General features: G+C 72.9%; 21 protein-coding genes. 13 read left to right on the forward strand and 8 right to left on the reverse strand.

Annotated elements, in window-relative coordinates:
• Positions 1-809 (reverse strand): PspA/IM30 family protein (locus tag ACZ7G1_RS06860; RefSeq protein ID WP_471204000.1); only part of this gene is annotated, 809 nt, incomplete at its 3' end.
• 328 nt (positions 810-1,137) lie between these two features.
• Between ACZ7G1_RS06860 and ACZ7G1_RS06865 the strand changes: the two genes are divergently transcribed.
• From ACZ7G1_RS06865 to ACZ7G1_RS06875, 3 genes are all read left to right on the forward strand, one after another.
• On the forward strand, positions 1,138-1,743 hold the full coding sequence (locus tag ACZ7G1_RS06865) for a DUF3043 domain-containing protein (protein WP_470881423.1): 606 nt from the start codon (positions 1,138-1,140) through the stop codon (positions 1,741-1,743).
• Between the two features lie 71 nt (positions 1,744-1,814).
• Entirely contained in the window at positions 1,815-2,591 is a 777-nt protein-coding gene (locus ACZ7G1_RS06870; RefSeq protein WP_470881425.1) for a class I SAM-dependent methyltransferase, read from the forward strand.
• 83 nt (positions 2,592-2,674) lie between these two features.
• Positions 2,675-3,748, forward strand: coding sequence for a S1C family serine protease (locus tag ACZ7G1_RS06875; protein WP_470881427.1), 1,074 nt, complete (start codon positions 2,675-2,677; stop codon positions 3,746-3,748).
• 38 nt (positions 3,749-3,786) lie between these two features.
• Here the strand turns inward: ACZ7G1_RS06875 and ACZ7G1_RS06880 are convergent, their stop codons facing one another.
• Entirely contained in the window at positions 3,787-3,993 is a 207-nt protein-coding gene (locus tag ACZ7G1_RS06880) for a hypothetical protein (RefSeq protein ID WP_470881429.1), read from the reverse strand.
• Between the two features lie 91 nt (positions 3,994-4,084).
• Here ACZ7G1_RS06880 and ACZ7G1_RS06885 point away from each other — a divergent pair, with 91 nt between their 5' ends.
• The 4 genes from ACZ7G1_RS06885 (at position 4,085) to ACZ7G1_RS06900 (ending at position 9,108) form a co-directional block, all read left to right on the forward strand.
• The gene (locus ACZ7G1_RS06885) at positions 4,085-5,287 is read left to right on the forward strand and encodes a bifunctional adenosylcobinamide kinase/adenosylcobinamide-phosphate guanylyltransferase (protein WP_470881431.1); all 1,203 of its coding nucleotides are present in this window, start codon (positions 4,085-4,087) and stop codon (positions 5,285-5,287) included.
• A gap of 58 nt (positions 5,288-5,345) precedes the next feature.
• Complete coding sequence (gene cobT / locus ACZ7G1_RS06890) at positions 5,346-6,428, forward strand: nicotinate-nucleotide--dimethylbenzimidazole phosphoribosyltransferase (RefSeq protein ID WP_470881433.1); 1,083 nt, start codon at positions 5,346-5,348, stop codon at positions 6,426-6,428.
• Between the two features lie 101 nt (positions 6,429-6,529).
• Positions 6,530-8,293: a phosphatidylglycerol lysyltransferase domain-containing protein gene (locus ACZ7G1_RS06895; protein ID WP_470881435.1), complete on the forward strand. Its 1,764-nt coding sequence runs from the start codon at positions 6,530-6,532 to the stop codon at positions 8,291-8,293.
• The gene (locus ACZ7G1_RS06900) at positions 8,290-9,108 is read left to right on the forward strand and encodes a hypothetical protein (protein ID WP_470881436.1); all 819 of its coding nucleotides are present in this window, start codon (positions 8,290-8,292) and stop codon (positions 9,106-9,108) included. The genes ACZ7G1_RS06895 and ACZ7G1_RS06900 overlap by 4 nt, the downstream gene beginning before the upstream one ends.
• Here the strand turns inward: ACZ7G1_RS06900 and ACZ7G1_RS06905 are convergent.
• On the reverse strand, positions 9,048-9,812 hold the full coding sequence (locus ACZ7G1_RS06905; RefSeq protein ID WP_470881438.1) for a hypothetical protein: 765 nt from the start codon (positions 9,810-9,812) through the stop codon (positions 9,048-9,050). The genes ACZ7G1_RS06900 and ACZ7G1_RS06905 overlap by 61 nt on opposite strands.
• A gap of 67 nt (positions 9,813-9,879) precedes the next feature.
• Here ACZ7G1_RS06905 and cobS point away from each other — a divergent pair, with 67 nt between their 5' ends.
• The gene (gene cobS / locus ACZ7G1_RS06910; protein ID WP_470881440.1) at positions 9,880-10,644 is read left to right on the forward strand and encodes an adenosylcobinamide-GDP ribazoletransferase; all 765 of its coding nucleotides are present in this window, start codon (positions 9,880-9,882) and stop codon (positions 10,642-10,644) included.
• Between the two features lie 56 nt (positions 10,645-10,700).
• Positions 10,701-11,933, forward strand: coding sequence for a hypothetical protein (locus ACZ7G1_RS06915; RefSeq protein ID WP_470881442.1), 1,233 nt, complete (start codon positions 10,701-10,703; stop codon positions 11,931-11,933).
• Here the strand turns inward: ACZ7G1_RS06915 and ACZ7G1_RS06920 are convergent.
• Genes ACZ7G1_RS06920 through ACZ7G1_RS06940 form a run of 5 tightly spaced genes read right to left on the reverse strand, consistent with a single transcriptional unit; the run spans position 11,930 to position 18,445 of the window.
• Complete coding sequence (locus ACZ7G1_RS06920; RefSeq protein WP_470881443.1) at positions 11,930-12,727, reverse strand: endo alpha-1,4 polygalactosaminidase; 798 nt, start codon at positions 12,725-12,727, stop codon at positions 11,930-11,932. The genes ACZ7G1_RS06915 and ACZ7G1_RS06920 overlap by 4 nt on opposite strands.
• On the reverse strand, positions 12,724-13,344 hold the full coding sequence (locus ACZ7G1_RS06925) for a spherulation-specific family 4 protein (RefSeq protein ID WP_470881444.1): 621 nt from the start codon (positions 13,342-13,344) through the stop codon (positions 12,724-12,726). Before ACZ7G1_RS06925 ends, ACZ7G1_RS06920 begins: the two co-directional genes overlap by 4 nt.
• Before the next feature lie 9 nt (positions 13,345-13,353).
• Complete coding sequence (locus ACZ7G1_RS06930; protein ID WP_470881446.1) at positions 13,354-14,778, reverse strand: hypothetical protein; 1,425 nt, start codon at positions 14,776-14,778, stop codon at positions 13,354-13,356.
• Positions 14,775-16,319 carry a GT4 family glycosyltransferase PelF gene (gene pelF / locus ACZ7G1_RS06935; RefSeq protein WP_470881448.1) on the reverse strand — a complete coding sequence of 515 codons (1,545 nt, stop codon included), beginning with the start codon at positions 16,317-16,319 and terminating at the stop codon, positions 14,775-14,777. The genes ACZ7G1_RS06930 and pelF overlap by 4 nt, the downstream gene beginning before the upstream one ends.
• Positions 16,320-16,345: 26 nt before the next feature.
• The gene (locus ACZ7G1_RS06940; protein WP_470881450.1) at positions 16,346-18,445 is read right to left on the reverse strand and encodes a hypothetical protein; all 2,100 of its coding nucleotides are present in this window, start codon (positions 18,443-18,445) and stop codon (positions 16,346-16,348) included.
• A 313-nt stretch (positions 18,446-18,758) separates the two neighbouring features.
• Here ACZ7G1_RS06940 and ACZ7G1_RS06945 point away from each other — a divergent pair, with 313 nt between their 5' ends.
• The 4 genes from ACZ7G1_RS06945 (at position 18,759) to ACZ7G1_RS06960 (ending at position 24,530) form a co-directional block, all read left to right on the forward strand.
• Entirely contained in the window at positions 18,759-20,264 is a 1,506-nt protein-coding gene (locus ACZ7G1_RS06945) for a leucyl aminopeptidase (RefSeq protein WP_470881452.1), read from the forward strand.
• Positions 20,265-20,554: 290 nt separating this feature from the next.
• Positions 20,555-21,943: a dihydrolipoyl dehydrogenase gene (gene lpdA, locus ACZ7G1_RS06950; protein WP_470881454.1), complete on the forward strand. Its 1,389-nt coding sequence runs from the start codon at positions 20,555-20,557 to the stop codon at positions 21,941-21,943.
• Between the two features lie 62 nt (positions 21,944-22,005).
• Positions 22,006-23,778: a 2-oxoglutarate dehydrogenase, E2 component, dihydrolipoamide succinyltransferase gene (sucB, locus tag ACZ7G1_RS06955; protein ID WP_470881455.1), complete on the forward strand. Its 1,773-nt coding sequence runs from the start codon at positions 22,006-22,008 to the stop codon at positions 23,776-23,778.
• A gap of 128 nt (positions 23,779-23,906) precedes the next feature.
• On the forward strand, positions 23,907-24,530 hold the full coding sequence (locus ACZ7G1_RS06960; RefSeq protein ID WP_470881457.1) for a GntR family transcriptional regulator: 624 nt from the start codon (positions 23,907-23,909) through the stop codon (positions 24,528-24,530).
• Positions 24,531-24,752 lie beyond the last annotated feature (222 nt).

The following is a 24,752-nucleotide window of genomic DNA, read 5'->3' on the forward strand; positions in this document are numbered from 1 at the left end:
GGTGGGGGGAGGTGTCGTTTTGAGGGGGGGGGGTGGGCTTGCTGTTTCCCCCCCCCCCCCCCCCCCCCCCCGCCGCCCTCGATGGCCTGCTGCTGGGCCGACGGGCCGCCGGCCAGTTCGGCCTTCATGCGCTGGAGCTCCAGCTCGACGTCCGTACCGCCGGAGAGCCGGTCGAGCTCCGCCTGGATGTCGTCCTTGGCGAGCCCGGACTGGTCGTCGAGCGCGCCGGAGGCGAGCAGCTCGTCGATCGCGCCGGCGCGGGCCTGGAGCTGGGCGGTCTTGTCCTCGGCCCGCTGGATCGCGAGGCCGACGTCGCTCATCTCCTCCGAGATGCCGGAGAAGGACTCGGCGATCCGGGTCTGCGCCTGGGCCGCCGTGTAGGTCGCCTTGATCGTCTCCTTCTTGGTGCGGAAGGCGTCGACCTTGGCCTGGAGACGCTGGGCGGCGAGGGTGAGCTTCTCCTCCTCGCCCTGGAGCGTCTGGTGCTGCACCTCCAGGTCGCTGACCTGCTGCTGGAGGGCGGCGCGCCGGGACAGCGCCTCGCGCGCCAGGTCCTCACGGCCGAGCGCGAGCGCCTTGCGGCCCTGGTCCTCCAGCTTGGCGGACTGGCCCTGCAGCTGGTTCAGCTGGAGTTCGAGCCGCTTGCGGGAGGTGGCGACGTCGGCGACGCCGCGCCGGACCTTCTGCAGCAGTTCCAGCTGCTTCTGGTACGAGTAGTCGAGCGTCTCGCGCGGGTCCTCGGCCCGGTCAAGGGCCTTGTTCGCCTTCGCGCGGAAGATCATCCCCATACGCTTCATGACACCGCTCATGGGCTTCGCGCGCCCCCTTCTGACGGACTTCGGCTCCAGCTCTACCAACAGGTCCACAGTACGGGCCCTGTCTCCATTACCGCACTGTTCGGAGCCGGATGCGCTCCTCCCCAAGGACGACTGCGCCCCTTGATCCCTCCGGCCCAGGGTGTAGAAGGACCTCGGGGGGACCCTTGCTCGTCCCGTGTGCGTACTCCCCAGGACGCACTCTGCTCCGCTATCGCTCCGCCAATGCCGGAGAATTTTCAAGATCTTTTCGAAGCATTGCTATCAGATCGTTCCCGCCCGAGCTGGGGTCCATGCCCACCACCCCGTACCCTTGGGTTTTGTGTTCCGTAGCCGTTCGAAGGACGAGAAGGCCCCCACCGACAAGGTGACGGCGGACCTCTCCACCAAGCAGCCCCGCGACCCCGAGGCCCCCAAGGGCCGCCCGACCCCGAAGCGGAGTGACGCGCAGACCCAGCGTCGGCGCGCCGCGACGGTGCCGACCGACCGCAAGGAGGCCGCCAAGCGCCAGCGCGAGGCACGCCGCTCCGACCTGGCCCGTCAGCGCGAAGCGCTGGCCAGTGGCGACGAGCGTTATCTGCCGGTCCGCGACAAGGGTCCGGTCCGCCGTTTCGTGCGCGACTTCGTCGACTCCCGGTTCGCGATCGCCGAGTTCTTCCTGCCGATGGCCGTGGTGATCCTCGTACTGTCGCTGTTCGGCAACGCCAACCGGGCGCTGCAGAACATCTCCCTGCTGCTCTGGCTCGGTGTGATCATCCTGATCGTCATCGACTCGATCGGTATCTGGATCCGGCTGCGCAAGCAGCTGAACGAGCGCTTCCCGAACGAGCCGAAGCGCGGCGCGATCGCCTACGGCCTGATGCGTACGCTCCAGATGCGCCGCCTGCGACTGCCGAAGCCGCAGGTCAAGCGCGGAGAGCGGCCCTGAGCGCCGACAGCTCGGCGCTGGGCCTCGGCGAGGGCGCTTTCGGCGCGGCCACCTCGGAGGCGGGCGGCCCCGTGCTGCCCGCCGTCGCGCAGCCGGCCGGTCCCGGCGGTCTGCGCGACACCATCCGCCAGGAGATCGTCGCCCGCCAGCTCGACGAGCAGATATCCGGCCGCTACCCCGTGGGGCAGCGGCTGCGCATCCTCGACGCCGGCATGGGGCAGGGCGCGCAGACCCTGCGCCTCGCCCGCGCCGGCCACACCGTGACCGGCCTCGAAGCCGATCCCGAGCTCCTCAAGACGGCGCGCGAGTCGCTCGCGACCGAGCCCGCCGGGATCCGTGAGCGGGTCCGCATGATCGAGGGCGACGGGCGCGAGACCGGCGTCCACTTCCTGCCCGGCAGCTTCGACGTGGTCCTCTGCCACGGCGTGCTGATGTACGCCGACGAGCCGGACGCCCTGCTCGCCGGCCTCGCCCGCATGCTGGCCCCGGGCGGTCTGCTCTCGCTCGTGGTGCGCAACGCCGAGGCGCTCGCCATGCGGCCCGGCCTCGCCGGTGACTGGTCCGGCGCGCTCGCCGCCTTCGACACCGACGTCTACACCGACGACCACGGCGTCAAGGTCCGGGCCGACCGTCTCGACGCCCTCACCACGACGCTCGCCGGCATCGCCGCGCCGCTGCACGCCTGGTACGGCGTGCGCGTCTTCACCGACGGTGTTCCCGCCGGCGCCGGCCTGCCGGCCGCCGAGGAACTCGACCGTCTCCTCGCCGCCGAGGACCGGGCCGGCCGCCTCGAGCCGTACCGCAGGATCGCGGCGCTGCTTCATCTGTGCGGGGTCCGGCGGGGCTAGCGCCCGTCTTCCCGGCCGAACGGGCTCGCCCGGTCGGGTGCGCTCCGGGGGCCCGGCTGGGGGATCTTCCGGATACTCCGGACATGGACGTATCCCGTGCCTCTGCCCGTGCCCGACGACTCCTCCTTCCGCTGACCGCCGGGGCGTGCGCCGTCGCGCTCGTCGGGGGGTGCTCCGCCGGCGGGGAGGGGCCGGCGGAGGAGCGGTCCACCCAGGCGGCGGCGCCACTGTCCGCCAACGACCTCCAGGACGACTACCAGGCGGTCATCAAGAACGTCCTGCCGTCCGTCGTGCAGATCGACGCGGCGAACAGCCTCGGGTCGGGGGTCGTCTACGACGACAAGGGCCACATCGTCACCAACGCGCACGTGGTCGGCCAGGAGAAGACCTTCAAGGTCACCGCCGCCACCGGCGGGCAGCCGGTGGCGGCCAAGCTCGTCGCCTCCTACCCGGAGCAGGACCTCGCGGTGATCAAGCTGGACACCGTGCCGCAGGGGCTGAAGGCCGCCAGGCTCGGCGACTCCGCCGCCGTCGACATGGGCCAGATCGTGCTCGCCATGGGTTCCCCGCTCGGCCTCTCCGGCAGCGTCACCCAGGGCATCGTCTCGGCGACCGGCCGCACCGTCAGCGAGGGCCGTACCGGCGGCGGGACCGGCGCCACGATCGGCAACATGGTCCAGACGTCAGCGGCGATCAACCCCGGCAACAGCGGGGGCGCCCTCGTGAACCTCGACAGTGAGGTCATCGGCATCCCCACCCTCGCGGCGACCGACCCCGAGCTCGGCGGCGGCTCCGCCCCCGGCATCGGCTTCGCCATCCCCGCGTCGATGGTCCGCACCGTCGCCGACCAGATCATCAAGGACGGCAAGGTCACGGACTCCGGGCGCGCCGCCCTCAACATCACGGGCCGCACCGTCCTCAACGACGACTACGAGCCGGCCGGGGTCGCCGTCGTCGAGGCCCCCGCGACCGGCGCGGCCGGCAAGGCGGGGCTCAAGCCGGGTGACGTCATCACGCGCCTCGGCGACGCCGACATCACGACGATCACGTCGCTCTCCGAGGCGCTGGCCGCCATGAAGCCCGGCCAGACGGTCTCCGCCACCTACCTCCGCGGCACCGCCACCCACAAGACGGACATCACCCTCGGCGAGATGTAGGCCCCGCCGGTGCGGGGCCCACAGGCGGACGCCAGGGCCTAGGCGTCGGCGTTCAGCGGCATGGGGCCGTAGATCTTGGTGCTGTCCTCGGAGAGGGTGACCTGGTCGGCGCCGCCGGAGAGGAGGTCACGCCAGTTCTCGCCGAGCCAGGACTCGGCGTCGCCCTGGGTGGTGAACTCCTCGGGGGTGACGACGGGCTCGACCTGTGTGCCGTCGGACTTCTCGAACCGCCACGTCCATGCCATGTGCGCCTCCTGGTGCTCACCCGGTGATCGGTTTCCTGCCCGCAGCGTAGCCGGGCGCGCACGGCTTGCGGGGGCGCGGGAGGATCTGAGGGTGGAACTGACTCTGCTCGGCACCGGAGCCCCGCTCGGCCTGCCCCGCCCCGCATGCCCCTGCGCCGTGTGCGCGCTCTCCCGCGGGACCCGGGCGCGGGCCGCGACGGCACTGCTCGTGGACGGCGCGCTGCTGCTCGATCTGACCCCGGGGGCCGCGCTGGCGGCGGCTCGTTCGGGGCATTCGCTGGTGGGTGTGCGGCAGGTGCTGCTGACGCATCCGCACGACGGTCCCGCGGTGGAGGTGCCGGCGGGACTGCCGACGGCGGGCCGGGTGCCGGACGGCCGGGAGTTGACGCTGATCAGCGGGCACACGGTGCGGGCGGTGCCGATGGACTCGCCGGGTACGGGGTACGAGGTGACGTCGCCGGACGGCGAGCGGCTGCTGTACCTGCCGCCGGGCGGCGCCGCGGCGGGCCTGCCGGAGGATCACCGGGTCCCGTACGACATGGTGATCGGCGATGTGACGGGCCGGCCGGACGGGCTGGCGCGGCTGCGGGCGACGGGGGCGGTGGGGCCGGCCACCGAGGTGATCGCGGTGCATCTGGACCATGACGCGCCGGCGGGCGCGGAGCTGGACCGTCGGCTGGCGGCGGCGGGCGCGCGGACGGTGCCGGACGGGACGACGCTGTACGTGGGCGAGTACCACGAGGTGCCGGACGTGCCGCGGCGGACGCTGGTGACGGGCGGCGCCAGGTCGGGGAAGTCGGTGGAGGCCGAGCGACGCCTTGAGACCTTCCCCGAGGTGATGTACGTGGCGACGGGCGGGACGCGGGAGGGCGACGCGGAGTGGGCGCAGCGGGTGGGGCTGCACCGGGACCGGCGGCCGGGTTCGTGGCGTACCGCGGAGACCTGTGATCTCGTACCGCTGCTCGCGGGGGACGGCCCGGCGCTGCTGATCGACTGTCTGTCGCTGTGGCTGACGGACGCCATGGACCGGGTGGACGCCTGGGACGACGAGCGGTGGGCCTCGGGCGGCCAGGAGGCGCTGCGGGAGCGGACGGCGGAGCTGGTGGCGGCGGTGCGGGCGACCGGGCGCACGGTGGTGGCGGTGACGAACGAGGTCGGCTCGGGCGTGGTGCCGGGCACGGCGGCGGGACGGCGGTTCCGGGACGAGCTGGGGCGGCTGAACGCGGCCTTCGCGGACGAGTGCGAGCAGGTGGTCCTCGTGGTCGCCGGACAGCCGTTGGTGCTGCGCGGGTAGGGTGCGATCACCGATGGCCACCGGACAGGCCCCAGCTGATTGTCACAAGGCGGAACCCGTGAACCTGGACGACTTCTCCGATCTGATCGAGCGCCCCGACGGCGGGATCCGGCGTGACGCCGAGGAGCGCCGGGAGCGGCTGACCGTGCCGCCCGGGGCGCTGGGCCGTCTCGACGAGCTGGGCGAGTGGCTGGCCGCCGCGCAGGCGACGGTCAAGGTGCGGGCGGTCGAGCAGCCCAGGGTGGTCCTCTTCGCCGGTGACCACGGGGTGGCCTCGCTCGACGTGTCCGGGCGTACCGCGGGCACCGCGCACGAGCTGGTGCGCGCGGTCCTCGACGGGGCGAGCCCGGTCGCGGTCCTCGCCCGTTCGATGAACGTGCCGGTGCGGGTCGTGGACGCCGGTCTCGACTGCGAGCCCGAGCTGCTGCCGGCCGAGGTGGTGCGCCACCGGGTACGGCGCGGCAGCGGCCGGATCGACGTGGAGAACGCGCTGACGGTCGAGGAGGCCGAGGCCGCGGTCCGGCTCGGCATCGCGATCGCCGACGAGGAGGCCGACTCGGGCACCGATCTGGTGGTGCTCGGCGATCTGAGCGTCGGCGGCACGACCCCGGCGTCGACGCTGATCGCGGCGCTGTGCGGGACGGACGCCTCGGTGGTGACCGGCCGGGGCGGCGCCGGGATCGACGATCTGGCGTGGATGCGCAAGTGCGCGGCGATCCGGGACGCGCTGCGGCGGGCCCGGCCGGTGCTCGGCGACCAGCTGGAGCTGCTCGCGGCGGTCGGCGGGGCGGACCTGGCGGCGATGACGGGCTTCCTGCTCCAGGCGTCGGTGCGCCGGATGCCGGTGATCCTGGACGGCGTGGTGGGCGCGGCCTGCGCGCTGGTGGCGCAGCGGGCGGCGTTCCGGGCGCCGGACTGGTGGCTGGCGGGCCAGGTGAGCGGGGAGCCGGCGCAGGCGAAGGCGCTGGACCGGATGGCGCTCAACCCTCTGCTCGACCACGGCGTCCATGTGGGTGAAGGAACCGGGGCATTGCTCGCGCTTCCCCTCGTACAGGCCGCGGCGGCGCTCGCCGCGGAGCTGCCCGAGCGTCCGGACCCGACCACTCCGGCCGATCGGGCCGCGGTGGACGGGGAGAGCTGAGAGACGACGGCAGACCGACTCCGGGGCGGTCGCGCGCCACGCGCGCGTGACCGCCTCCGGCGTCTCCGCATGTCAAGCGATGCCCCATATGATCGCTTTTCATGGGAGAGGTCCGCTTGTCCGCCGAAGCAGCGCCCCGGGGCAGCACGGTCCGTTCGCGGCGCGGCGCCGCGTTCGCCGTCTGGTATCTGCGCGCCGTCACGTTCATCAATTTCCTGAGCGCCGTCTGGGTCTCCTTCGGGCAGGACCTGCGCCGGCACAACGAGGACAACTACTTCACGCCGTACATGCTCACGGCCGGCTTCGCCTCCGGTGTCTTCACCCTGTTCCTGGCGATCACCATGCGGCGGCGCAAGCGGGCCGCGTGGATCCTCAACATGGTGCTCGGCGGCCTCTTCCTGCTGCTCTTCGCGCTGGTGATGTTCTTCCCGGAGATCCGGCAGCACGCGCAGAACTGGATCTCGCTCGGCCTGACCGCAGCCTTCGTGGCGGCGCTGCTCCTCGGCCGCAAGGAGTTCTACGCGAAGGGCGACCGCTCCAACCCGTGGCTCGCCGCGGTCGTGGCCGTCGGCGGGCTGCTCGTCACCTCGCTGCTCGCCGCGGTCCTGGTCACCGTCACCAACACCGCCACCGAGCACTCGACGTTCCTGGAGCGCTGGCGGTACGGCGTGATGCGGCTGATCACGCTGGCCGCCGACGACTCGGCCATCGCCGGGATCTCCACGCCCGGCTGGGTCGACGTCACCATCAACGTCCTGTCCACGCTGCTGCTGTTCGCCGTGCTCTTCGCGGCCTTCCGCTCCCGGCGGGCCGTCGACCCGCTGACCGAGGAGGACGAGGAGCGGCTGCGGGCGCTCCTGGACAAGCACGGCGACCGGGACTCGCTCGGCTACTTCGCGCTGCGCCGCGAGAAGAGCGTCGTGTGGTCGCCGAGCGAGAAGGCCGCGATCACGTACCGCGTGGTCGGCGGGGTGTCCCTGGCCTCCGGCGACCCGATCGGCGACCCCGAGGCCTGGCCCGGCGCGATCGAGCCCTGGCTCGCCGAGGCCCGCGAGCACGGCTGGATCCCGGCGGTGATGGGCGCCAGCGAGGAGGCCGGCACCATCTACGCCCGGCACGGCCTCGACGCCCTGGAGCTGGGCGACGAGGCGATCGTCGAGACCGACGAGTTCACCCTGGACGGCCGCGCCATGCGCACGGTCCGGCAGGCCTACAACCGGGTCAAGCGGGCCGGGTACGAGGTCCGGATCCGGCGCCACGAGGACATCCCGGCCGACGAGATGGCCGAACTGCTGCGCAAGGCCGACGACTGGCGGGACGGGGCCACCGAGCGGGGCTTCTCGATGGCGCTCGGGCGGCTGGGCGATCCGAGGGACGGCCGCTGCGTGATGCTGGAGTGCAGCGACGAGTCCGGCGAGCTGCGGGCGGTGCTCTCCTTCGTGCCCTGGGGGCCGAAGGGGCTCTCGCTCGACCTGATGCGCCGTGACCGGGAGTCCGAGAACGGCCTGATGGAGTTCATGGTCATCGAGCTGCTCCAGCGCGCCAAGGAGATCGGGATCACTCAGGTCTCGCTGAACTTCGCCATGTTCCGCTCCGTCTTCGAGCGTGGCTCGAAGCTCGGGGCGGGACCCGTGCTGCGCATGTGGCGTTCACTGCTCAGCTTCTTCTCGCGCTGGTGGCAGATCGAGTCGCTGTACCGTGCCAACGCCAAGTACCGACCGATCTGGGAGCCCCGATTCATGCTCTTCGAGAAGAGCGCGGACCTGCTGCGCATCGGCCTCGCCGCGGGCCGAGCGGAGGGCTTCCTCGAAGCCCCCGGCCTGCCCAAGTGGATGCACCGCAGACACCTGGAGAGCGGGCGTTGAGCAAGACCCTGAAGGGGTTCGCCCGCCGCGAGTGGGGGCCGCTGTTCACCACCGTACGGACGGCGCTGGTCGCGAAGCGGTGGCGGGCCGTGCCGATGACGCTGGCCGCGGTCTGCCTCACCTCGCTCTTCCAGATCGTGCAGAACCAGGACTGGGGCTATCAGCCGGTCCAGGACATCGGCTCCGTACGGGCCGAGGAGCCGCTGTGGCTCGCGCTGCTGCGGACCCCGCTCTCGCTGTTCGTCCCGGCGCTCGACCTGCCGGTGTGGGGCGCGCTCGCGCAGGTGCTGCTGGTGTTCGGGATCGCCGAGATCTGTCTGGGGCGGTGGCGGACGCTCGCCGTCGCCTATCTGGCGACGCTGGCCGGCACGCTGTACGCGCGCGTGGGCATCGCGATCGGCCCGGACAGCCCCTTCGGCCTGCCCGCCACCGACGCCCAGGTCGTCGACACCGGCCCCTCGGCGGCCGTGGTCGGCCTCGCCGTCTACGTCTGCTGGCGTTACGGGGCCCGCTGGACCGGCTCGCTGGTCGTGGTGGCGATGGTCGTCGAGGTCGTGATCAAGCCGAACCTGGCGGGCAAGGAGCACCTCGCGGCCATCGCCGCCGTCCTCGTGCTGGTCGCGGTCCAGGCCTGGCGCGAGCGGGGCCGGGGCGACGGCTCCGGCCCGGGCGACGGCAAGGGCAAGGGCATCGGCGACGGCTCCGGCCGGGGCCACGGCTCCGGTGAGCGCGGGGCCGGTCGGGGCGGGGGCGGTCAGGACGGGGGTGCGCCCCGTCCTGGGACGCGTTCCTGGAAGCCGCCGATCACGTCCTGAAAGCGGCGCCGGACCTTGGTCCACCGCTTGTCGTGGCGGTACGCGCGGAGGGTGCAGCGCGCCCTGGCCCGGTGGCGGCGGGAGTAGAAGCGCCGGGACCACCAGGAGCCGGGGCGGGCGAGCCGGACGGCGCCGACGATCGCCACGAAGGGGATCAGGGTGCCGATGACGGCCATCCGGATCTTCCCCTTCACCAGGGTGACCAGGACGAGGAGGAAGTTCAGCGCGAGCGTGAGGATGAAGGTGGCCCGGTCCTGACGCTCGTCGGCCGTCATGTCGTTGACGCCGAGCGGTGAGAAGCCGCTGAGCGCGAGCCCCGCCAGGGCCGCCGTGAGGACGACCACCTCGACGCTCTGGCGGCCCTCGTCGGTCCAGTACACGTCGTCCAGATGGAGGATCAGCGCGAACTCGTCCAGGACGAGCCCGGCGCCGATCCCGAAGACGACGGCGAAGACGCACGCGCCCACGCCGTGCCGGTCGCTGGCCACCGCGCCGAATCCGCCGAGCACGGTGAGGACGACGCCCGGCACGACGTGATGGATGTGGAGCCCGCCGGAGGAGACGTTCCGGAAGGGGCCCTTGCCCGCCCGGATGAGCCGGGTGACCGTGCGGGTGACCAGGAATGTCAGGACGAACGAGGTCAGAGCGAGCAGCATCGGGAGCTTGCCCGGCTCGACGAAGTTGCGGGAGAACCAGTGACCCATGCCACCCCGTTCCGATATGCGCGATATGCGCAATCTACCGTCCGGGGGCGGCGATTACCCTGCCCGGATGGACGGCCTGCGTTTCGCCTTCGGCACCCTCACGGTGTTCCCCGCCCGCATCACCCGCTGGGACCGGGACGCCGCACGCGCCGGCATGCTCTGCGCCCCCGTGGCCGGTCTTGTCGTCGGCCTCGCCGCCGGCGCGCTCGGCGGCGCGTTCCTGCTGCTCGGCTCCGGCCCGCTCCTCGCGGCCGTCGCCGCCACCGCGGTCCCCGCCGTCCTCACCCGCGGCCTCCACCTCGACGGCCTCGCCGACACCGCCGACGGCCTCGGCAGCGCCAAGCCCGCCGAGGACGCCCTCCGCATCATGAAGCAGTCGGACATCGGACCCTTCGGCGTCATCGCCCTCGTCCTCGTCCTGCTCGCCCAGGTCGCCGCCCTGTACGAGCTGTACGGGGAAGGCTGGGCGCGCGGCACCATCGCCGCCGCCCTGGCCGCGACCGTCGCCCGCCTCGCCCTCACCCACGCCTCCCGCGACGGCGTACCCCCGGCCCGCCCCGAAGGCCTCGGCGCGATCGTCGCGGAGACCGTCCCGGTCCGCTCCTCCACCCTCACGACCGCCCTCGCCCTCGCGGCCTGCGCGGCGGCGGGCCTCCTCCTCTCCCCGTACGACGCCGTCCGCAACGTCGTCGCCGCCGGCGCCGCCCTCGGTGCCGCCGCCCTCCTCCTCCGCCGCTGCCTCCGCCGCTTCGGCGGCGTCACCGGCGACGTCTTCGGCGCCGTCGAGGAGACGGCGGCGACGGTGGCCCTGGTGGCCCTGACGCTGGGGTGATCGTTCCGTTACCCGCCGGGGCACAACTTCCGGTACCTCCGGCGGGTCTCCTGTTCATGATCAGAGACCTTCCGCGTACCGCCGTCGCCCTCGCCGCCGCGTCGCTGCTCCTGACCGCCTGCGGCGGAGGAGGCGGAGACGGCGCCGCCGACGGGAAGCCCGCGTCGGCCACGCCGACCGCGCACCCCGTCTTCGGCCAGAAGCTGGACCGGCAGGTGTTCCTGGCCGCGCGTCAGACGCAGAAGACGGGCAGCGCGCGCTTCGTCCAGACGCTGACCTTCGGCTCGAAGAAGCCCGGGAACACGGGGAACCTGGTCAGGACGACGACCGGACGCCTGGACTTCGCCGGCGAGCGCGGCCAGGCCGACGTGGTCTGGAAGGTGCCGAAGGGGCTGCCCAAGGAGACCCGGACCGTCGTGCTCGGCGCGACCCCGGGGCGGGGGGACGGCCCCGCCTCCGTCGCCTACCTGGTCGACGGCGAACGGACCCACTACCGGGCCGCCGGCTCCGGATACTGGCTCCGCTACGCCTCCGGCGGCATCGGGGAGCAGGGGACGAGCGACGCGCTCGACCACCTGCGGGGCACCGAGGCACCCATCGGCGGCACCCTCTTCGAGGGGATCAGCGGAGCCGAGGCGACCGCGCAGAGCCCCGCGGAAGGCGGCCGCGCGTACCGGGCGACCATGCCCTTCGGCGTCCTCGCGGCGATGTTCCCCGCCGACCTGAACAGGGAGCTGGCCACCGACCTGTCCACGGGGCACGCGCAGCCGGGCGTGCCGCTGACCGTCACCGTCGACCGGGAGGGCCGGATCACCCGCGCCACCGCCGACCTCTCCGCGCTCCTCCGGAAGAAGGGCGCCTTCTCCGGGTTCACGACCCTCACCTCGGAGCTCACCCTCGCCGGTCACGGCGCTTCGGCGCCCGTCACGACCCCGTCCGGGACCGTCCGCGAGGCGGCCGGGAGCGTCCTGGCCCTGCGGGACGTGAAGGACGGCGGCTGCGTCGACTTCGACTCCGGCCTGCGCCTCGCGCACATGGTCGTGACCACGGAGTGCGCCGGGCCGCACGACGCCCGGGTCTTCACCCAACTCCCCCTGCGCGAGGGCACCTCGCAGGCCGACACCCAGGAGCGGGCCGACATCGCCTGCGCCACCGCGCACGGCATGCTCAAGCCGGCGTGGCTGCCGAAGGCGACCGACATCTGGGCCTGGTGGACCCCCGTGCCCCGTGGGGGGTCCGGCAAGGACGGGGTCACCTGCTACGCGACGACGCAGCGCGGCGACTCCTAGCAGGGCTTGCGCCAGACGCCGAGTTCGTACTTCTTGCTCATCGAGCTGAGGCCCAGCTCGCGGGCCTGGGGGCAGAACTGGGGGTTCGTCAGTTCGTACTCGACGTGGAACACCGCCTTGCCCGCGGCGACGAAGGGGGCGAGGCGGCCGCATTCGTCGTACTCGGCGCACTGCTCGTTGACGGCGAAGTCGAAGTCGGGGAGGAGCTTGGGGATCTGGTCGAGGTCGTTCTTGAGGCCGACGGAGAGGCCGCGGTCGTGGGCGAGGCGGGCGACGAGGCGGTTGTAGCGGAGCTGGTCGGCGGCGGTGAGGGGGAAGCCGGTGGCGTTGCGGTAGCCGTCCATGTTGTCGGGTTCGACGGCGTCGAAGCCCTTGGCGCGGCACATGTCGAGGCGCGCGGCCATGAGGGGTTCGAGGAGGTCGGTGCGGCGGATGTCGAGCCAGCGTTCGCCGTCCCAGCCGTTGCCCTTGCCGAGCAGGGACGCGGGGAACTTCGCGGCGTCGGGGCGGAAGTCCTCCCAGGCGCCGGTGGAGAGGTAGCAGATGACCTTGCGGCCGCGGGCGTGCAGGTCGGCGACGGTGGAGGCGGGGTGGTCGAAGCCGTCGATGTCGTACACGGGGACGTCGACGGTCGGGTCGAGGCGGCCGCTGAGCTGCCACTGCCAGGCGAGGCCGGGCTCGGGCCGCCAGCGGCCGCCGTCGGTGCCGGTGGGTTTCGGGTCGGGGCCCGGGGCCGCCGTGCAGGCCGTGGCGAGCAGCAGCAGGCCGGCGAGCAGGGGCGTCGTACGTCTCATCGGGCGGGCTCCAGGAGGTGCGGAAGGGTGCCCCAGGGGTGGGCGCCGGCGCCGGGGACGGCGCAGTGCACCGGGGTGGCGGGGCGGACGCCGGGCGGGGCCGCGTAGACCAGGTGGCAGTAGTGCGGGGCGACCGGGAGGTCGAGCGTGCGGTACGTGTCCCAGGGGCCCTCGAAGGTGACGAGGAGGTCGGCCTGGGCCTCGTATCCGGCGTCCGGGTGGGCTCCGTGGTTGAAGACGAGGGTGGCGGCCCCGGCGGCCCGCGCGGCGACCGCGATGCGGCGGTAGTGGGCGAGCGCGCCGGGGGCGGTCGCGACCTGGTCGAGGAAGGCCCCGTCGGCGCCGTACCAGTCGCGGTGGCGGAGCAGGTCGGTGACGACCTCGCCGTGCGGACGGCGGCCGTAGGCGGTGTCCGCGTAACCGAGGACCCGCACCCCGGCGGCCCGCAGACGGCCGGCCGCGGCGGCGAACGCCGGGTCGGGCGCGTCGCCGGCGCCGTCCGCCGGGTTGAGGACGACGCCGTAGAGGGAGGGCGCCGCTTCGACGAGGGCCGTCCAGGCCTCGGGGCGCTCGGCCGGGTGCTCGTAGTACGGCACCAGGAGCGAGGGTGTCGGCACGGTCCCCCCTCAGACGCGGTGGACGGTCGGTCGTACCAGCAGAACACAGCTCAGGACGGCGAGCAGCGCCGCCGCTCCCCCGGTCGCCGCCGGCCCCGCCGCGGGCACCGCGGTCTGGGCCGCCGCCGCGAGCAGGCAGACGCCGGCGGCGGCGGCCACCGCCCCGAAGGCCTGGAGCAGCAGCCCGAGCCAGAGCACGGTGCCGATCAGGAGCAGCGTGGCGAGCCGCGGCGGTGTCGGCCAGGGCGCGTCCGGCCAGGCCAGGGTCGCGGCGAGGGTCAGGGCGAGCAGCACGGTGAGGTAGCCGCCGAGGCAGAGGGCGAGGGTGCCGGTGACGGCCCGGCGGAACTCCCGGGCGGTGGTGAGGGTGCGCAGCCGGGCCAGGCTCCCGTCCCTGAAGCGGTACAGCAGCCACTCGGCGGGGCCCATCGAGAGGGTGAGCGCCATGACCGCCCCCGCCCCGCTGACCAGGGTGTCGCCCACGCCCGCGTGCAGCACGAGCAGGCCGCTGCCCAGGCCGAACAGGCCGTACGGCAGGGAGGCCGCGGGCGGTGGCCCGCCACGGCCCCGCGCGCCCCGCCGCAGGCCCGGCGCGAGCGTCAGGGCCGCGCAGCCGACGGCGGCGGCGAGCGAGGCGAGGAGCAGGCCGGCGCGCAGCGCGTCGGGCAGGTCCCAGCGGAACGCGGGGAGCGCTCCGGCCAGCGGCGACAGGGCGCCGAGCAGGGCCCGTTCGCGGCCCATGACCAGGAGCACGGTCGCGGCGGCGAGGTACAGCGACTGCCCGGCGGCGAACAGGGCGGCCGGGGTCTCGCCGGGCGCGGCGGCCGCGAGGGCGACGGCCGTCCCGGCGAGCGCGCCCGCCGGTGCGCCGAGGAGCAGCGCGCGGGCGGCGGCGGGCCGGTCGCCGAGGCCGAGCCAGGTGTAGGCGCGGTGCGAGAGGGCCTGGTTCCAGACCCAGCCGGTGACGGCTCCGGCGAGGAGCGGGATCGTTCCGCCGGGGAGCCCCGCCCGGCCGTGCGCGCCGGTGAGCATCGGCGCGGCGAGGACGTAGGCGAGGCCGGGGAGCGCGAAGACGAGCCCGCGCAGCAGGCAGCCGGCGAGCTCGCCGTACCAGGCGGCGCCGGGTGGTGCCGCGGGTTCGGGGTGGCGCCGTGCCACGCGCGCGTAGAGGTCTTCGGCGAGGGAGAAGGAGTCGGCGCGGCCGTACGTGAGCCGGATGTGCTCGTCGGTCATGCCGTCGGATTCGAGGATGGCGGCGATCTCGTCCGGGTGGACGGCGGCGGCGACGAACGCGTCGAGGCGCTGGGCGAGTTCGTCGAGCGGGTCGGCGGCGATGCCGTCCTCGTCCGGGGGCTCGGGGACCGCCCCCGGGCGGGGGATCGCGGGGAGCGGGGTCTCCGCTCGCGGGGGCTTCAGCCAGAGGGAGCCGCTCATGCCGGGGTGCCTCCTGTGACGAGGGCCGGGGAGGTGCGGCGCGGGGCGGGGATGCTGAGGCGCAGGGGTGCCTGCGGGGCGGCCGGGGCGGGGTGCGGGGTGCGGGCGCCGGCGAGTTCGCGGTAGATCCGGCGGAAGCCGTCCACCGAGCGGTGCAGGGTGAACTCGTCGATGACCCGCTGACGGGCGCGGCGGCCGAGTTCGGCGCGGCGGGCTCCGTCCCTGAGGAGTTCGGTGACGGCGGCGGCCATGACGGCGGGTTCGCGGGGCGGGACGACGACGCCGGTGTCGCCGACGGCCTCCCGTACGCCGCCGACGTCGGTGGAGACGGTGGCGCGGCCGCAGGACATGGCCTCGATGAGGGAGAAGGGGAAGCCCTCGCTGATGGAGGAGAGCATGACGACGCTGCCGGCGGCGTAGGCGGAGGGGACGTCGGAGACGCGGCCCTCGAAGGACACCCCGTCGGTGACGCCGAGTTCGGCGGCGAGCTTCTCCAGGCGGGTCAGGTAGTCCTCGTTGCCGGCCGGGACCGGGCCGAACAACCGGAGCCGCAGCTCGGGGAGTTCGGCGCGGGAGATCGCGTACGCCCTGATCAGGGTCTCCAGGTCCTTGATGGGGTCGACACGGCCGCACCAGCTGAGGGTGGGGGTCTCGGGTTCGGGTCCTGCTTCGGGGAAGAGGGCGGGGTCGACGCCGTTGTAGACGGTGCGGATGCGGTCGGCGGGGGCGCCGCCGCGCTCCTCCCAGCGGCGGTTGTACTGGTTGCAGGGGGTGATGAGGTCGGCCTTGCGGTAGCCGAGCGTGTTGAGCTCGCGGTAGAAGCCGAGCATGAGGGCCTTGACGGGCCAGCGCTGCGCTTCGGTGCGGTAGCCGAGGTAGCGCTCGCGGAGGTAGATGCCGTGTTCGGTGAGCAGGAACGGGACCCCTTCGAAGTGCTGCGCGGCGAGGGCGGGCAGCGTGGCGAGACCGCTGGAGACGGCGTGGGCGACGCTGCCGTCGGCTATCCGGGCGCCGAGCGGCCGCAGGGCGTGTTCGAGCAGGTCGGTGGCGGTGAGGGCGTCGTGGACGGTGGGCCGGGCCGCGAGGATCGGCAGGTGCGGCATGGTCCAGATCCACATGAGGGAGCGGAGGGCCGGCTCGGAGCGGAGCGCGGCCGTCAGCCGTCCCTGCCGGGCGAGGACGGCCAGTTCGTACAGGCTCGCGCCGAAGTCGCGGCCCGACGCGGGGTCGAGGAGGGCGAGGAGCAGTCCTTCGTACGCGTCGAGGAAGCGGCGGCGTTCGTGCCCCCGCGGGGGCCGGCGGGTGCGCCCGCCTGCCGGTCCCCGCGGGATTCCCCAGAGGGGGTACGCGGTGTGCCGGGTGACGTTGGTCGGCAACTCCCAGGTGACGGGCTCGCGGCCGCTGCCGGTGAGGGCGAGGATCTCGAAGTCGACCTCGGGCATGCCGCGGACGAGCTGGTCGCACCAGGTGCTGACGCCTCCGTGGACGTGCGGGTAGGTGCCTTCGGTGAGCATGGTGACGTGGCGGCCACGGCTCGGCATGTGCGGTTCCCCCCAGAACGTGCTGGTCAGGCGGTCGGGAGCGTGAGTGTGACGGTGCTCTGGAGCAGTTCGGGTGTGGTCCAGGCGGAGCGGGTGCCCGCGTAGGGCGTGCCGAAGGCGGTGGTGCCGAGGAGGAGCCGCTTGCGGGTGCCTTCGGGGGCGGTGACGGGCGCGGTGACGCCGGCGGGAGCCTTGACGGTGACGGTGGTGCCGATGCGGTAGGCGGTGACCTTGCCGGCGGCGAGGGCCTGGTCCCAGGCGGTGCGGCGGCTCAGTTCGGTGCCGACGTCCCGCTGGGCGGGGTTGACCAGGGGCGCGTTGGCGGCGAACAGGGCCCGGTAGTCGGCGAGCACGCGGTCGAGGACGGGGTAGAGGAGCCGTTCCTCGGCGAGGTTGGACTGGTGGACGTAGTGCGGGCGCGGGTCGTTGCCCAGGACGTGGGAGAGCGCGGTGCGGGCCTCCTGCGGGACGATCCGCTCGGCGTAGCCGGTGGCGGTGTCGAGGGGGGCGGGCAGGCAGGTGGAGGCCGGGTTGGACTCGCAGATGCCGCTGCCGCCGTCGGCGCGGGAGGTGTAGATCCAGTTGTACTCGTCGGTCATCTCGGCGGCGGTGCCGACGTTGTAGTACACGTTCATGGGGTGCCGGGGGACGGTCCTGGCAGCGCCGGAGCCGGTGCCGACGGTCCGCTGCTGCGGTTCGCGGGAGTTGTCGCTGCCGGTCCACTTGACGCCGTTGTCGGCGAGGGCGCCGGCGAGGTTGGGGTTGTCGACGGGCTGCTGGGGCAGGGTCTTGAGGCCGGAGTGCTCGCCGGTGACGAGTTCGGAGCGGTCGACGGAGATGCCCTTGCCGACGGCCCAGTCGTGGTTGTCGCGGATCTGGGCGGAGAGCTCGGAGCGGCTGACCCACAGGGTGTTCCCCGCGGTGTCCTTGGCGCACTGCCAGGGGACGACGGCGTTGTCCTGGACGCAGCCGAGGAAGGGGTGGGTGTAGGTGTGATTGATCCACCGGTACTGGGCGCGGTCGGCGACCAGCCGGTCGGTGAGCGGGTCGGTGCCGCCGTGCTCGGTCTTCCACTGCTCGCCCTGGCCGCCGTTGTAGACCATGTCGAGGGTGAAGCCGGAGGCCTTCTGCCAGGCGGCGGCGTACTGGGCGTCGGCGACGGTCATCCGGATCGGGTCGGCCCCTTCGCCGTCGTCGCCGACGCAGTCGAAGTCGCCTGGCGTGCAGTTCAGGGCGGCGTCCCAGCGGGCGTCGGGGGCGAAGACGTCGTCGACGTGGACGGAGAGGTAGTTGCGGCTCTGGCCGAGGTGGACGCCCTGGGTGAGCCATTCGACGATGCCGCGGGCGAGGGCCCGGAACTGCCGCTGGTGCTGGTTGTAGGCGAAGGTGACGACGAGCTCGCGGCGGCCGTCGGCGGCGTACTCGCCGACGAGGCTGGCCCGGCCGCCGCCGCCGACGGGGATGTCGAGGTAGCTGGTGTAGCCGGTCCGGGGGCGGCCCGCGTAGCCGTAGCTCTCGGCGATCGAGGGGTCGTTGTCCTCGAAGGTCAGCGCCCCGGCGAGGTACCGGAAGGGGCCGGTCCGGCCGGCGGCGGTGACGTCGGCCGTGGCGCCGTCGAGGACGCCGGAGTAGCCGCCCTGGTCGGTGTAGTCGAGGCCGACGCCGGGGTGCGACCAGGTGTAGGCGTCGACCTGCGGGATGCCGAAGGTCCGCTCGTACGTCTGGAGGGCCGTCCGCTCGGCGGAGTCGGGGCCGAAGACGCTCTCGTGGGGGACGACGACGCCCTGGTACTTGGCGCGCGGGCGGCCGTCGACCGTGTCGCCGAGGAAGGCCGCGTCGACGACCGGCCGGTTCGGGTCGTTCAGGTCGACCGTGCGGTACGGGACGCCGGAGCCCTTCAGCTCGGCGGTGATCGCCTCGACCGTGCTGCCTCCGTCGTCGACGACGAGGACGGTGAGGTCGACGCGGGGCACCGGGGCGGCGACCGCCTGCGCGGAGGGCACGACGGTGGCGAGCAGCGCGGCGGCGGCGAGGACCGCGAGCCGGGTGCCGCGCGGTGCGCCGGTACGGGGTGCGGGGCGGGCGGCGTGGGCGCTTCTGGGCGTACGGATTCGGCCGGAGTCCATCAGGTGTGTCCCCCCTCGGCAGGCCCGCCCGTGCCGTCGTGGGATCGGGGGACCTGTGGAGATTGATGCAGATGATGCAAAGGCGAGAGAGTCGTCCTTGCGTGAATGAGGCGAGTGTGGAGCAGCTCTCCGAGCCGGGAAGGTAAACATGAAAGAGACACCACGGATGAGTGAATCAACGCCGCCGTGAGCGAACCGAGTGAGCGAGCGTAGGCTCGTTCTCGGCCCTCTTCGGGCCGAAATACGATGAGGCGGGCACGGTCGGCCCATCCCTCGACCACCACAGACACAACGAAAGCGAGAATTCACCACCGTGACTGCTCTCACTCTCAGCACCGCCGGCGCGGCGACGCTGCGTGCCGACGCCCTGGTCGTCGGCGTCGCGAAGTCCGGCAAGACGCTCGTCGTCGCCCCGGGCGCCGAGGCCGTCGACAAGGCCTTCGAAGGCCGGCTCGCCGCCGTCCTGGAGTCCCTGGGCGCCTCGGGTGCCGAGGGTGAGGCGACGAAGCTGCCCGCCCCCGCCGGCGTCAAGGCCCCCGTCGTCCTGGCCGTCGGCCTGGGCACCGCCCCCGAGGACGACGAGTCCTTCGGCACCGAGACCCTGCGCCGCGCCGCCGGTGTCGCCGCCCGCGCCCTGACCGGCGTGAAGAAGGCCGCGTTCGCCCTGCCGATCGCCGCCGCCGACGACGCCGCCGCCATCGCCGAGGGCGCGCTCCTCGGTGCGTACGCCTACACCGCGTACCAGGACACCACCGACGCGAAGAAGCCGCTGGCCGAGGTCGCCCTGCTCGGCGCCAAGCCCCGCGACAAGGCGTACAAGGCCGCCGCCGAGCGCGCCCAGGCCGTCGCGGAGGAGATCAACCGCACCCGCGACCTGGTCAACCTGCCGCCGAACCACCTGACGCCGGCCGCCTTCGCCGCCACCGTCCAGGCCGTCGGCAAGGAGCACGGCCTCAAGGTCCAGGTCCTCGACGAGAAGGCGCTCACCAAGGGCGGCTTCGGCGGCATCCTGGGCGTCGGCAACGGCTCGGTGAACCCGCCGCGCCTGGTCCGGGTCGCCTACACCCACCCGAAGGCGGAGAAGACCCTCGCCCTGGTCGGCAAGGGCATCACCTACGACTCGGGCGGCATCTCCCTGAAGCCGGCCGGCCACAACGAGACGATGAAGTGCGACATGGCCGGCGCGGCCGCCGTGTTCTCCAGCGTCGTCGCCGCGGCCCGCATCGGCCTGGAGGTCAACGTCACGGGCTGGCTCGCCCTCGCCGAGAACATGCCGTCCGGTTCCGCCACCCGCCCGGGTGACGTCCTGAGCATGTACAGCGGCAAGACCGTCGAGGTCCTGAACACCGACGCCGAGGGCCGGCTCGTCCTGGCCGACGCGCTGACGAAGGCCTCCGAGGAGCACCCGGACGCGATCGTCGACGTGGCGACCCTGACCGGCGCGATGGTCCTCGCCCTGGGCGACCGCACCTTCGGCATCATGGCCAACGACGACGACTTCCGTACCGCGATCCACGAGATCGCCGAGGAGGTCGGCGAGCAGTCCTGGCCGATGCCGCTCCCCGCGGACCTGCGCAAGACCATGGACTCCCCCAGCGCCGACATGGCGAACATGGGCGTCCGGATGGGCGGCGGCCTGGTCGCCGGCCTCTTCCTCCAGGAGTTCGTGGGCGAGGGCATCGCCTGGGCCCACCTGGACATCGCGGGCCCGGCCTTCCACGAGGGCGCCCCGTACGGCTACACCCCCAAGGGCGGCACCGGCTCCTCGGTCCGCACCCTGGTCCGTCTCGCCGAGCTGACGGCGGCCGGCGAGCTCTGAGCTCACCTGTGACAGGTACGGCCCCGGGCTGCGCGCCCGGGGCCGTACCTGTTCGTCAGCTGTTCGCTCGCGACGAAATCCGTAGGTTCGTACGCCGCGCCGACCCCGCCGTACGGACGATCGGCCGTCTCAGAGCACGGCCCCGCGTCCCGCCATCCGTCAACAAGTGCGAAGATGGGTTCTCGGCAGGACAGGGCCCCCACCACAGGGCCGAAATAAAGCGGCCGAACACCAGCCGCCGCCCGGTCATCGAAGACCGGCGACGAGCGCACATGCATGGAGGACGTGACGTGGCGAACGACGCCAGCACCGTTTTCGACCTAGTGATCCTCGGCGGCGGTAGCGGCGGTTACGCCGCGGCGCTGCGCGGAGCGCAGCTGGGCCTGGACGTCGCACTGATCGAGAAGAACAAGCTCGGCGGCACCTGCCTGCACAACGGCTGCATCCCGACGAAGGCCCTGCTCCACGCCGGCGAGGTCGCCGACCAGGCGCGCGAGGCGGAGCAGTTCGGTGTCAAGGCCTCTTTCGAGGGCATCGACATCAAGGCCGTGCACAAGTACAAGGACGACGTGATCTCGGGCCTGTACAAGGGCCTCCAGGGTCTCGTCGCCTCCCGCAAGGTGACCTACATCGAGGGCACCGGCCGCCTGTCCTCCCCGACCTCCGTCGACGTGGACGGCCGTCGAGTCGAGGGCCGCCACGTCCTCCTGGCCACCGGTTCCGTGCCGAAGTCGCTCCCCGGTCTGGAGATCGACGGCAACCGGATCATCTCCTCGGACCACGCGCTGACCCTGGACCGGGTCCCGGAGTCCGCGATCATCCTGGGCGGCGGCGTCATCGGCGTCGAGTTCGCCTCCGCCTGGAAGTCCTTCGGCACCGACGTCACCGTCATCGAGGGCCTGAAGCACCTCGTCCCGGTCGAGGACGAGAACAGCTCGAAGCTGCTGGAGCGCGCGTTCCGCAAGCGGGGCATCAAGTTCAACCTCGGCACCTTCTTCCAGTCCGCCGAGTACACCGACAACGGCGTCAAGGTCACCCTGGCCGACGGCAAGACCTTCGAGGCCGAGGTGCTGCTCGTCGCCATCGGCCGCGGCCCGGTCTCCGCCGGTCTCGGTTACGAGGAGCAGGGCGTCGCGATCGACCGCGGCTACGTCCTGGTCGACGAGTACATGCGCACCAACGTGCCGACGATCTCGGCCGTGGGCGACCTCGTCCCGACGCTCCAGCTCGCGCACGTCGGCTTCGCCGAGGGCATCCTCGTCGCGGAGCGCCTGGCCGGTCTGAAGACCGTCCCGATCGACTACGACGGCGTTCCCCGGGTGACGTACTGCCACCCCGAGGTCGCCTCCGTCGGCATCACCGAGGCCAAGGCCAAGGAGATCTACGGCGCGGACAAGGTCGTCGCCCTGAAGTACAACCTCGCGGGCAACGGCAAGAGCAAGATCCTCAAGACCGCGGGCGAGATCAAGCTCGTCCAGGTCAAGGACGGTGCCGTGGTCGGCGTCCACATGGTCGGTGACCGCATGGGCGAGCAGGTCGGCGAAGCGCAGCTGATCTACAACTGGGAGGCGCTGCCGGCCGAGGTCGCGCAGCTCATCCACGCCCACCCGACGCAGAACGAGGCGCTCGGCGAGGCCCACCTGGCCCTGGCCGGCAAGCCGCTGCACTCCCACGACTGACGCTCACGTCATCACAGGGCGCGACGACCACTTTCCGCAATTCGTTAGGAGCAACTGAAACCATGTCGGTTTCCGTAACCCTGCCGGCGCTCGGCGAGAGCGTCACCGAGGGCACCGTCACCCGCTGGCTCAAGGCCGAGGGTGAGCGTGTCGAGGCCGACGAGCCGTTGCTCGAGGTCTCGACCGACAAGGTCGACACCGAGATCCCCGCCCCCGCCTCGGGCATCCTGGCCTCCATCAAGGTCGCCGAGGACGAGACGGTCGAGGTCGGCGCCGAGCTGGCCATCATCGACGACGGCACGGGCGCCCCGGCCGCGGCTCCGGCCCCGGTCGCCGAGGCCGCTCCGGCCGCCGCCCCGGCGCCGGTCGCCGAGGCCCCCGCCGCCGCTCCGGCCCCCGTGGCCGAGGCTCCGGCCGCCGCTCCGGCCGGTGGCGCCGCCGGCACCGACGTCGTGCTGCCCGCGCTCGGCGAGTCCGTCACCGAGGGCACCGTCACCCGCTGGCTGAAGTCGGTCGGCGAGACCGTCGAGGCCGACGAGCCGCTGCTCGAGGTCTCCACGGACAAGGTCGACACCGAGATCCCGGCCCCCGTCTCGGGTGTCCTCCTGGAGATCGTCGTCGCCGAGGACGAGTCCGCCGAGGTAGGCGCCAAGCTCGCCGTCATCGGCGCCGCGGGTGCCGCTCCGGCTCCCGCCGCCGCCCCGGCCCCGGCCGCCCCCGCCGCGGCTCCGGCCCCGGTCGCCGCCCCGGCGCCGGTCGCCCCGGCCGCTCCGGTCGCCGCCCCGGCCCCGGTCGCGCCCGCCGCCCCGGTCGCCGCCCCGGCCCCGGTCGCCGCGGCCCCGTCGATCGCCCCGGCCGTCGTGACCCCGGTCCCGGCGACCCCCGCCGCGGCTCCGGCCGAGGACGGCGCGTACGTGACCCCGCTGGTCCGCAAGCTCGCCACCGAGAACGGTGTCGACCTGGCGGCCGTCAAGGGTTCGGGCGTCGGCGGTCGCATCCGCAAGCAGGACGTCCTCGCGGCCGCCGAGGCCAAGAAGGCCGCCGCCGTGGCGCCGGCCGCCCCCGTGGCCGCCCCGGCCGCCGCGAAGGCCCCGTCGCTCGAGGTCTCCCCGCTGCGCGGTCAGACCGTCAAGATGACCCGCATGCGCAAGGTCATCGGCGACAACATGATGAAGGCGCTGCACGGCCAGGCCCAGCTGACCTCGGTCGTCGAGGTCGACATCACCAAGCTGATGAAGCTGCGCGCCCGTGCCAAGGACGCGTTCGCGGCCCGTGAGGGCGTCAAGCTCTCCCCGATGCCGTTCTTCGTCAAGGCGGCGGCCCAGGCGCTGAAGGCCTACCCGGTCATCAACGCCCGGATCAACGAGGACGAGGGCACGATCACCTACTTCGACACCGAGAACATCGGTATCGCGGTGGACTCCGAGAAGGGTCTGATGACCCCGGTCATCAAGGGTGCGGGCGACCTCAACATCGCCGGCATCTCGAAGAAGACCGCGGAGCTGGCCGCCGCCGTGCGCGCCAGCAAGATCACGCCGGACGACCTGGCCGGCGCGACCTTCACCATCTCCAACACCGGTTCGCGCGGCGCGCTGTTCGACACGATCATCGTGCCCCCGAACCAGGTCGCCATCCTGGGCATCGGCGCCACCGTGCGCCGTCCGGTCGTCATCAACCACCCGGACCTGGGTGAGACGATCGCGATCCGCGACATGACGTACGTCGCCCTGTCCTACGACCACCGTCTGGTGGACGGCGCGGACGCCGCCCGCTACCTGACGGCCGTCAAGGCGATCCTGGAGGCCGGCGAGTTCGAGGTCGACCTGGGCCTCTGAGCCCTGGTGCCAGGCGGTCCCCGAGGCGCAACGTAACGAGCCTCACCTGCGGCGCCCCCACCCGGAAGTGTTTCCGGGCGGGGGCGCCGCCGTATTGTCTAAGGGTCAACACTCCCCGAGGAGCCTTCATGACCGTCCCCGTCGTCCACTCGCTGCGCGAACAGATCCGCGAGCACATCGTGGAGGGGATCGTCAGCGGCCGCTGGAAGCCGGGCGAGCGGATCGTGGAGCGCCGGATCGCGACCGAGCTCGAGGTCTCCCAGACCCCGGTCCGCGAGGCGCTGCGCGAGCTGGAGTCGCTGCGGCTGATCGAGTCGGCGCCCAACAAGGGCGTCCGGGTGCGCAATCTGACGGCGGCGGACCTGGAGGAGAGCTACCCCGTGCGGGCCGGTCTCGAGCAGATCGCGGCCGAGCTGGCCGCCGCGCGGCTCGCGAGCGACTGCTCGGCCCTGGAGCCGCACGTGGCGGCGCTGTACGAGGCGGACGCGACCTCGGACGGCACGGCGCAGGTGCGGCACACGGTGGCCTTCCACCGGGAGCTGGTGAAGGCGGCCGGGAACGGCGTCCTGCTGCACACCTGGGAGACGCTCGGCATCGAGGTCTTCACGGCCCTGTCGATCCGCTGGCTCGGCACGGTCCAGAAGTCGTACGCGGAGGAGCACCAGGAGCTGGTGGAGGCCTTCCGGCGGGGCGACCCGAACATCGGGGCGCTCGTGAAGGCCCATGTGCTCGGCTGCGCCCCCCGGGCCTGAGCCAAAGGTTTTACGCGGAGTGAGCGGGTCCCTCGTCCGACGGGCCCGCTCATTCGTGCGAGCACCCTCTCATGCAGCGGGTCCGACCTGCGAAAACGGCTCGAAAACGAGGCACCGGGTGCCCGTTTCCTTGGCACCCTGTGCCGACTTTCTCGATCTGAAGAGGTTTTCCCCTTCAACCCTTTGATCGATCATCGATCGCCGGTTTACAGTCTTCGGCGG

Source organism: Streptomyces sp. NPDC037273, assembly GCF_055603625.1.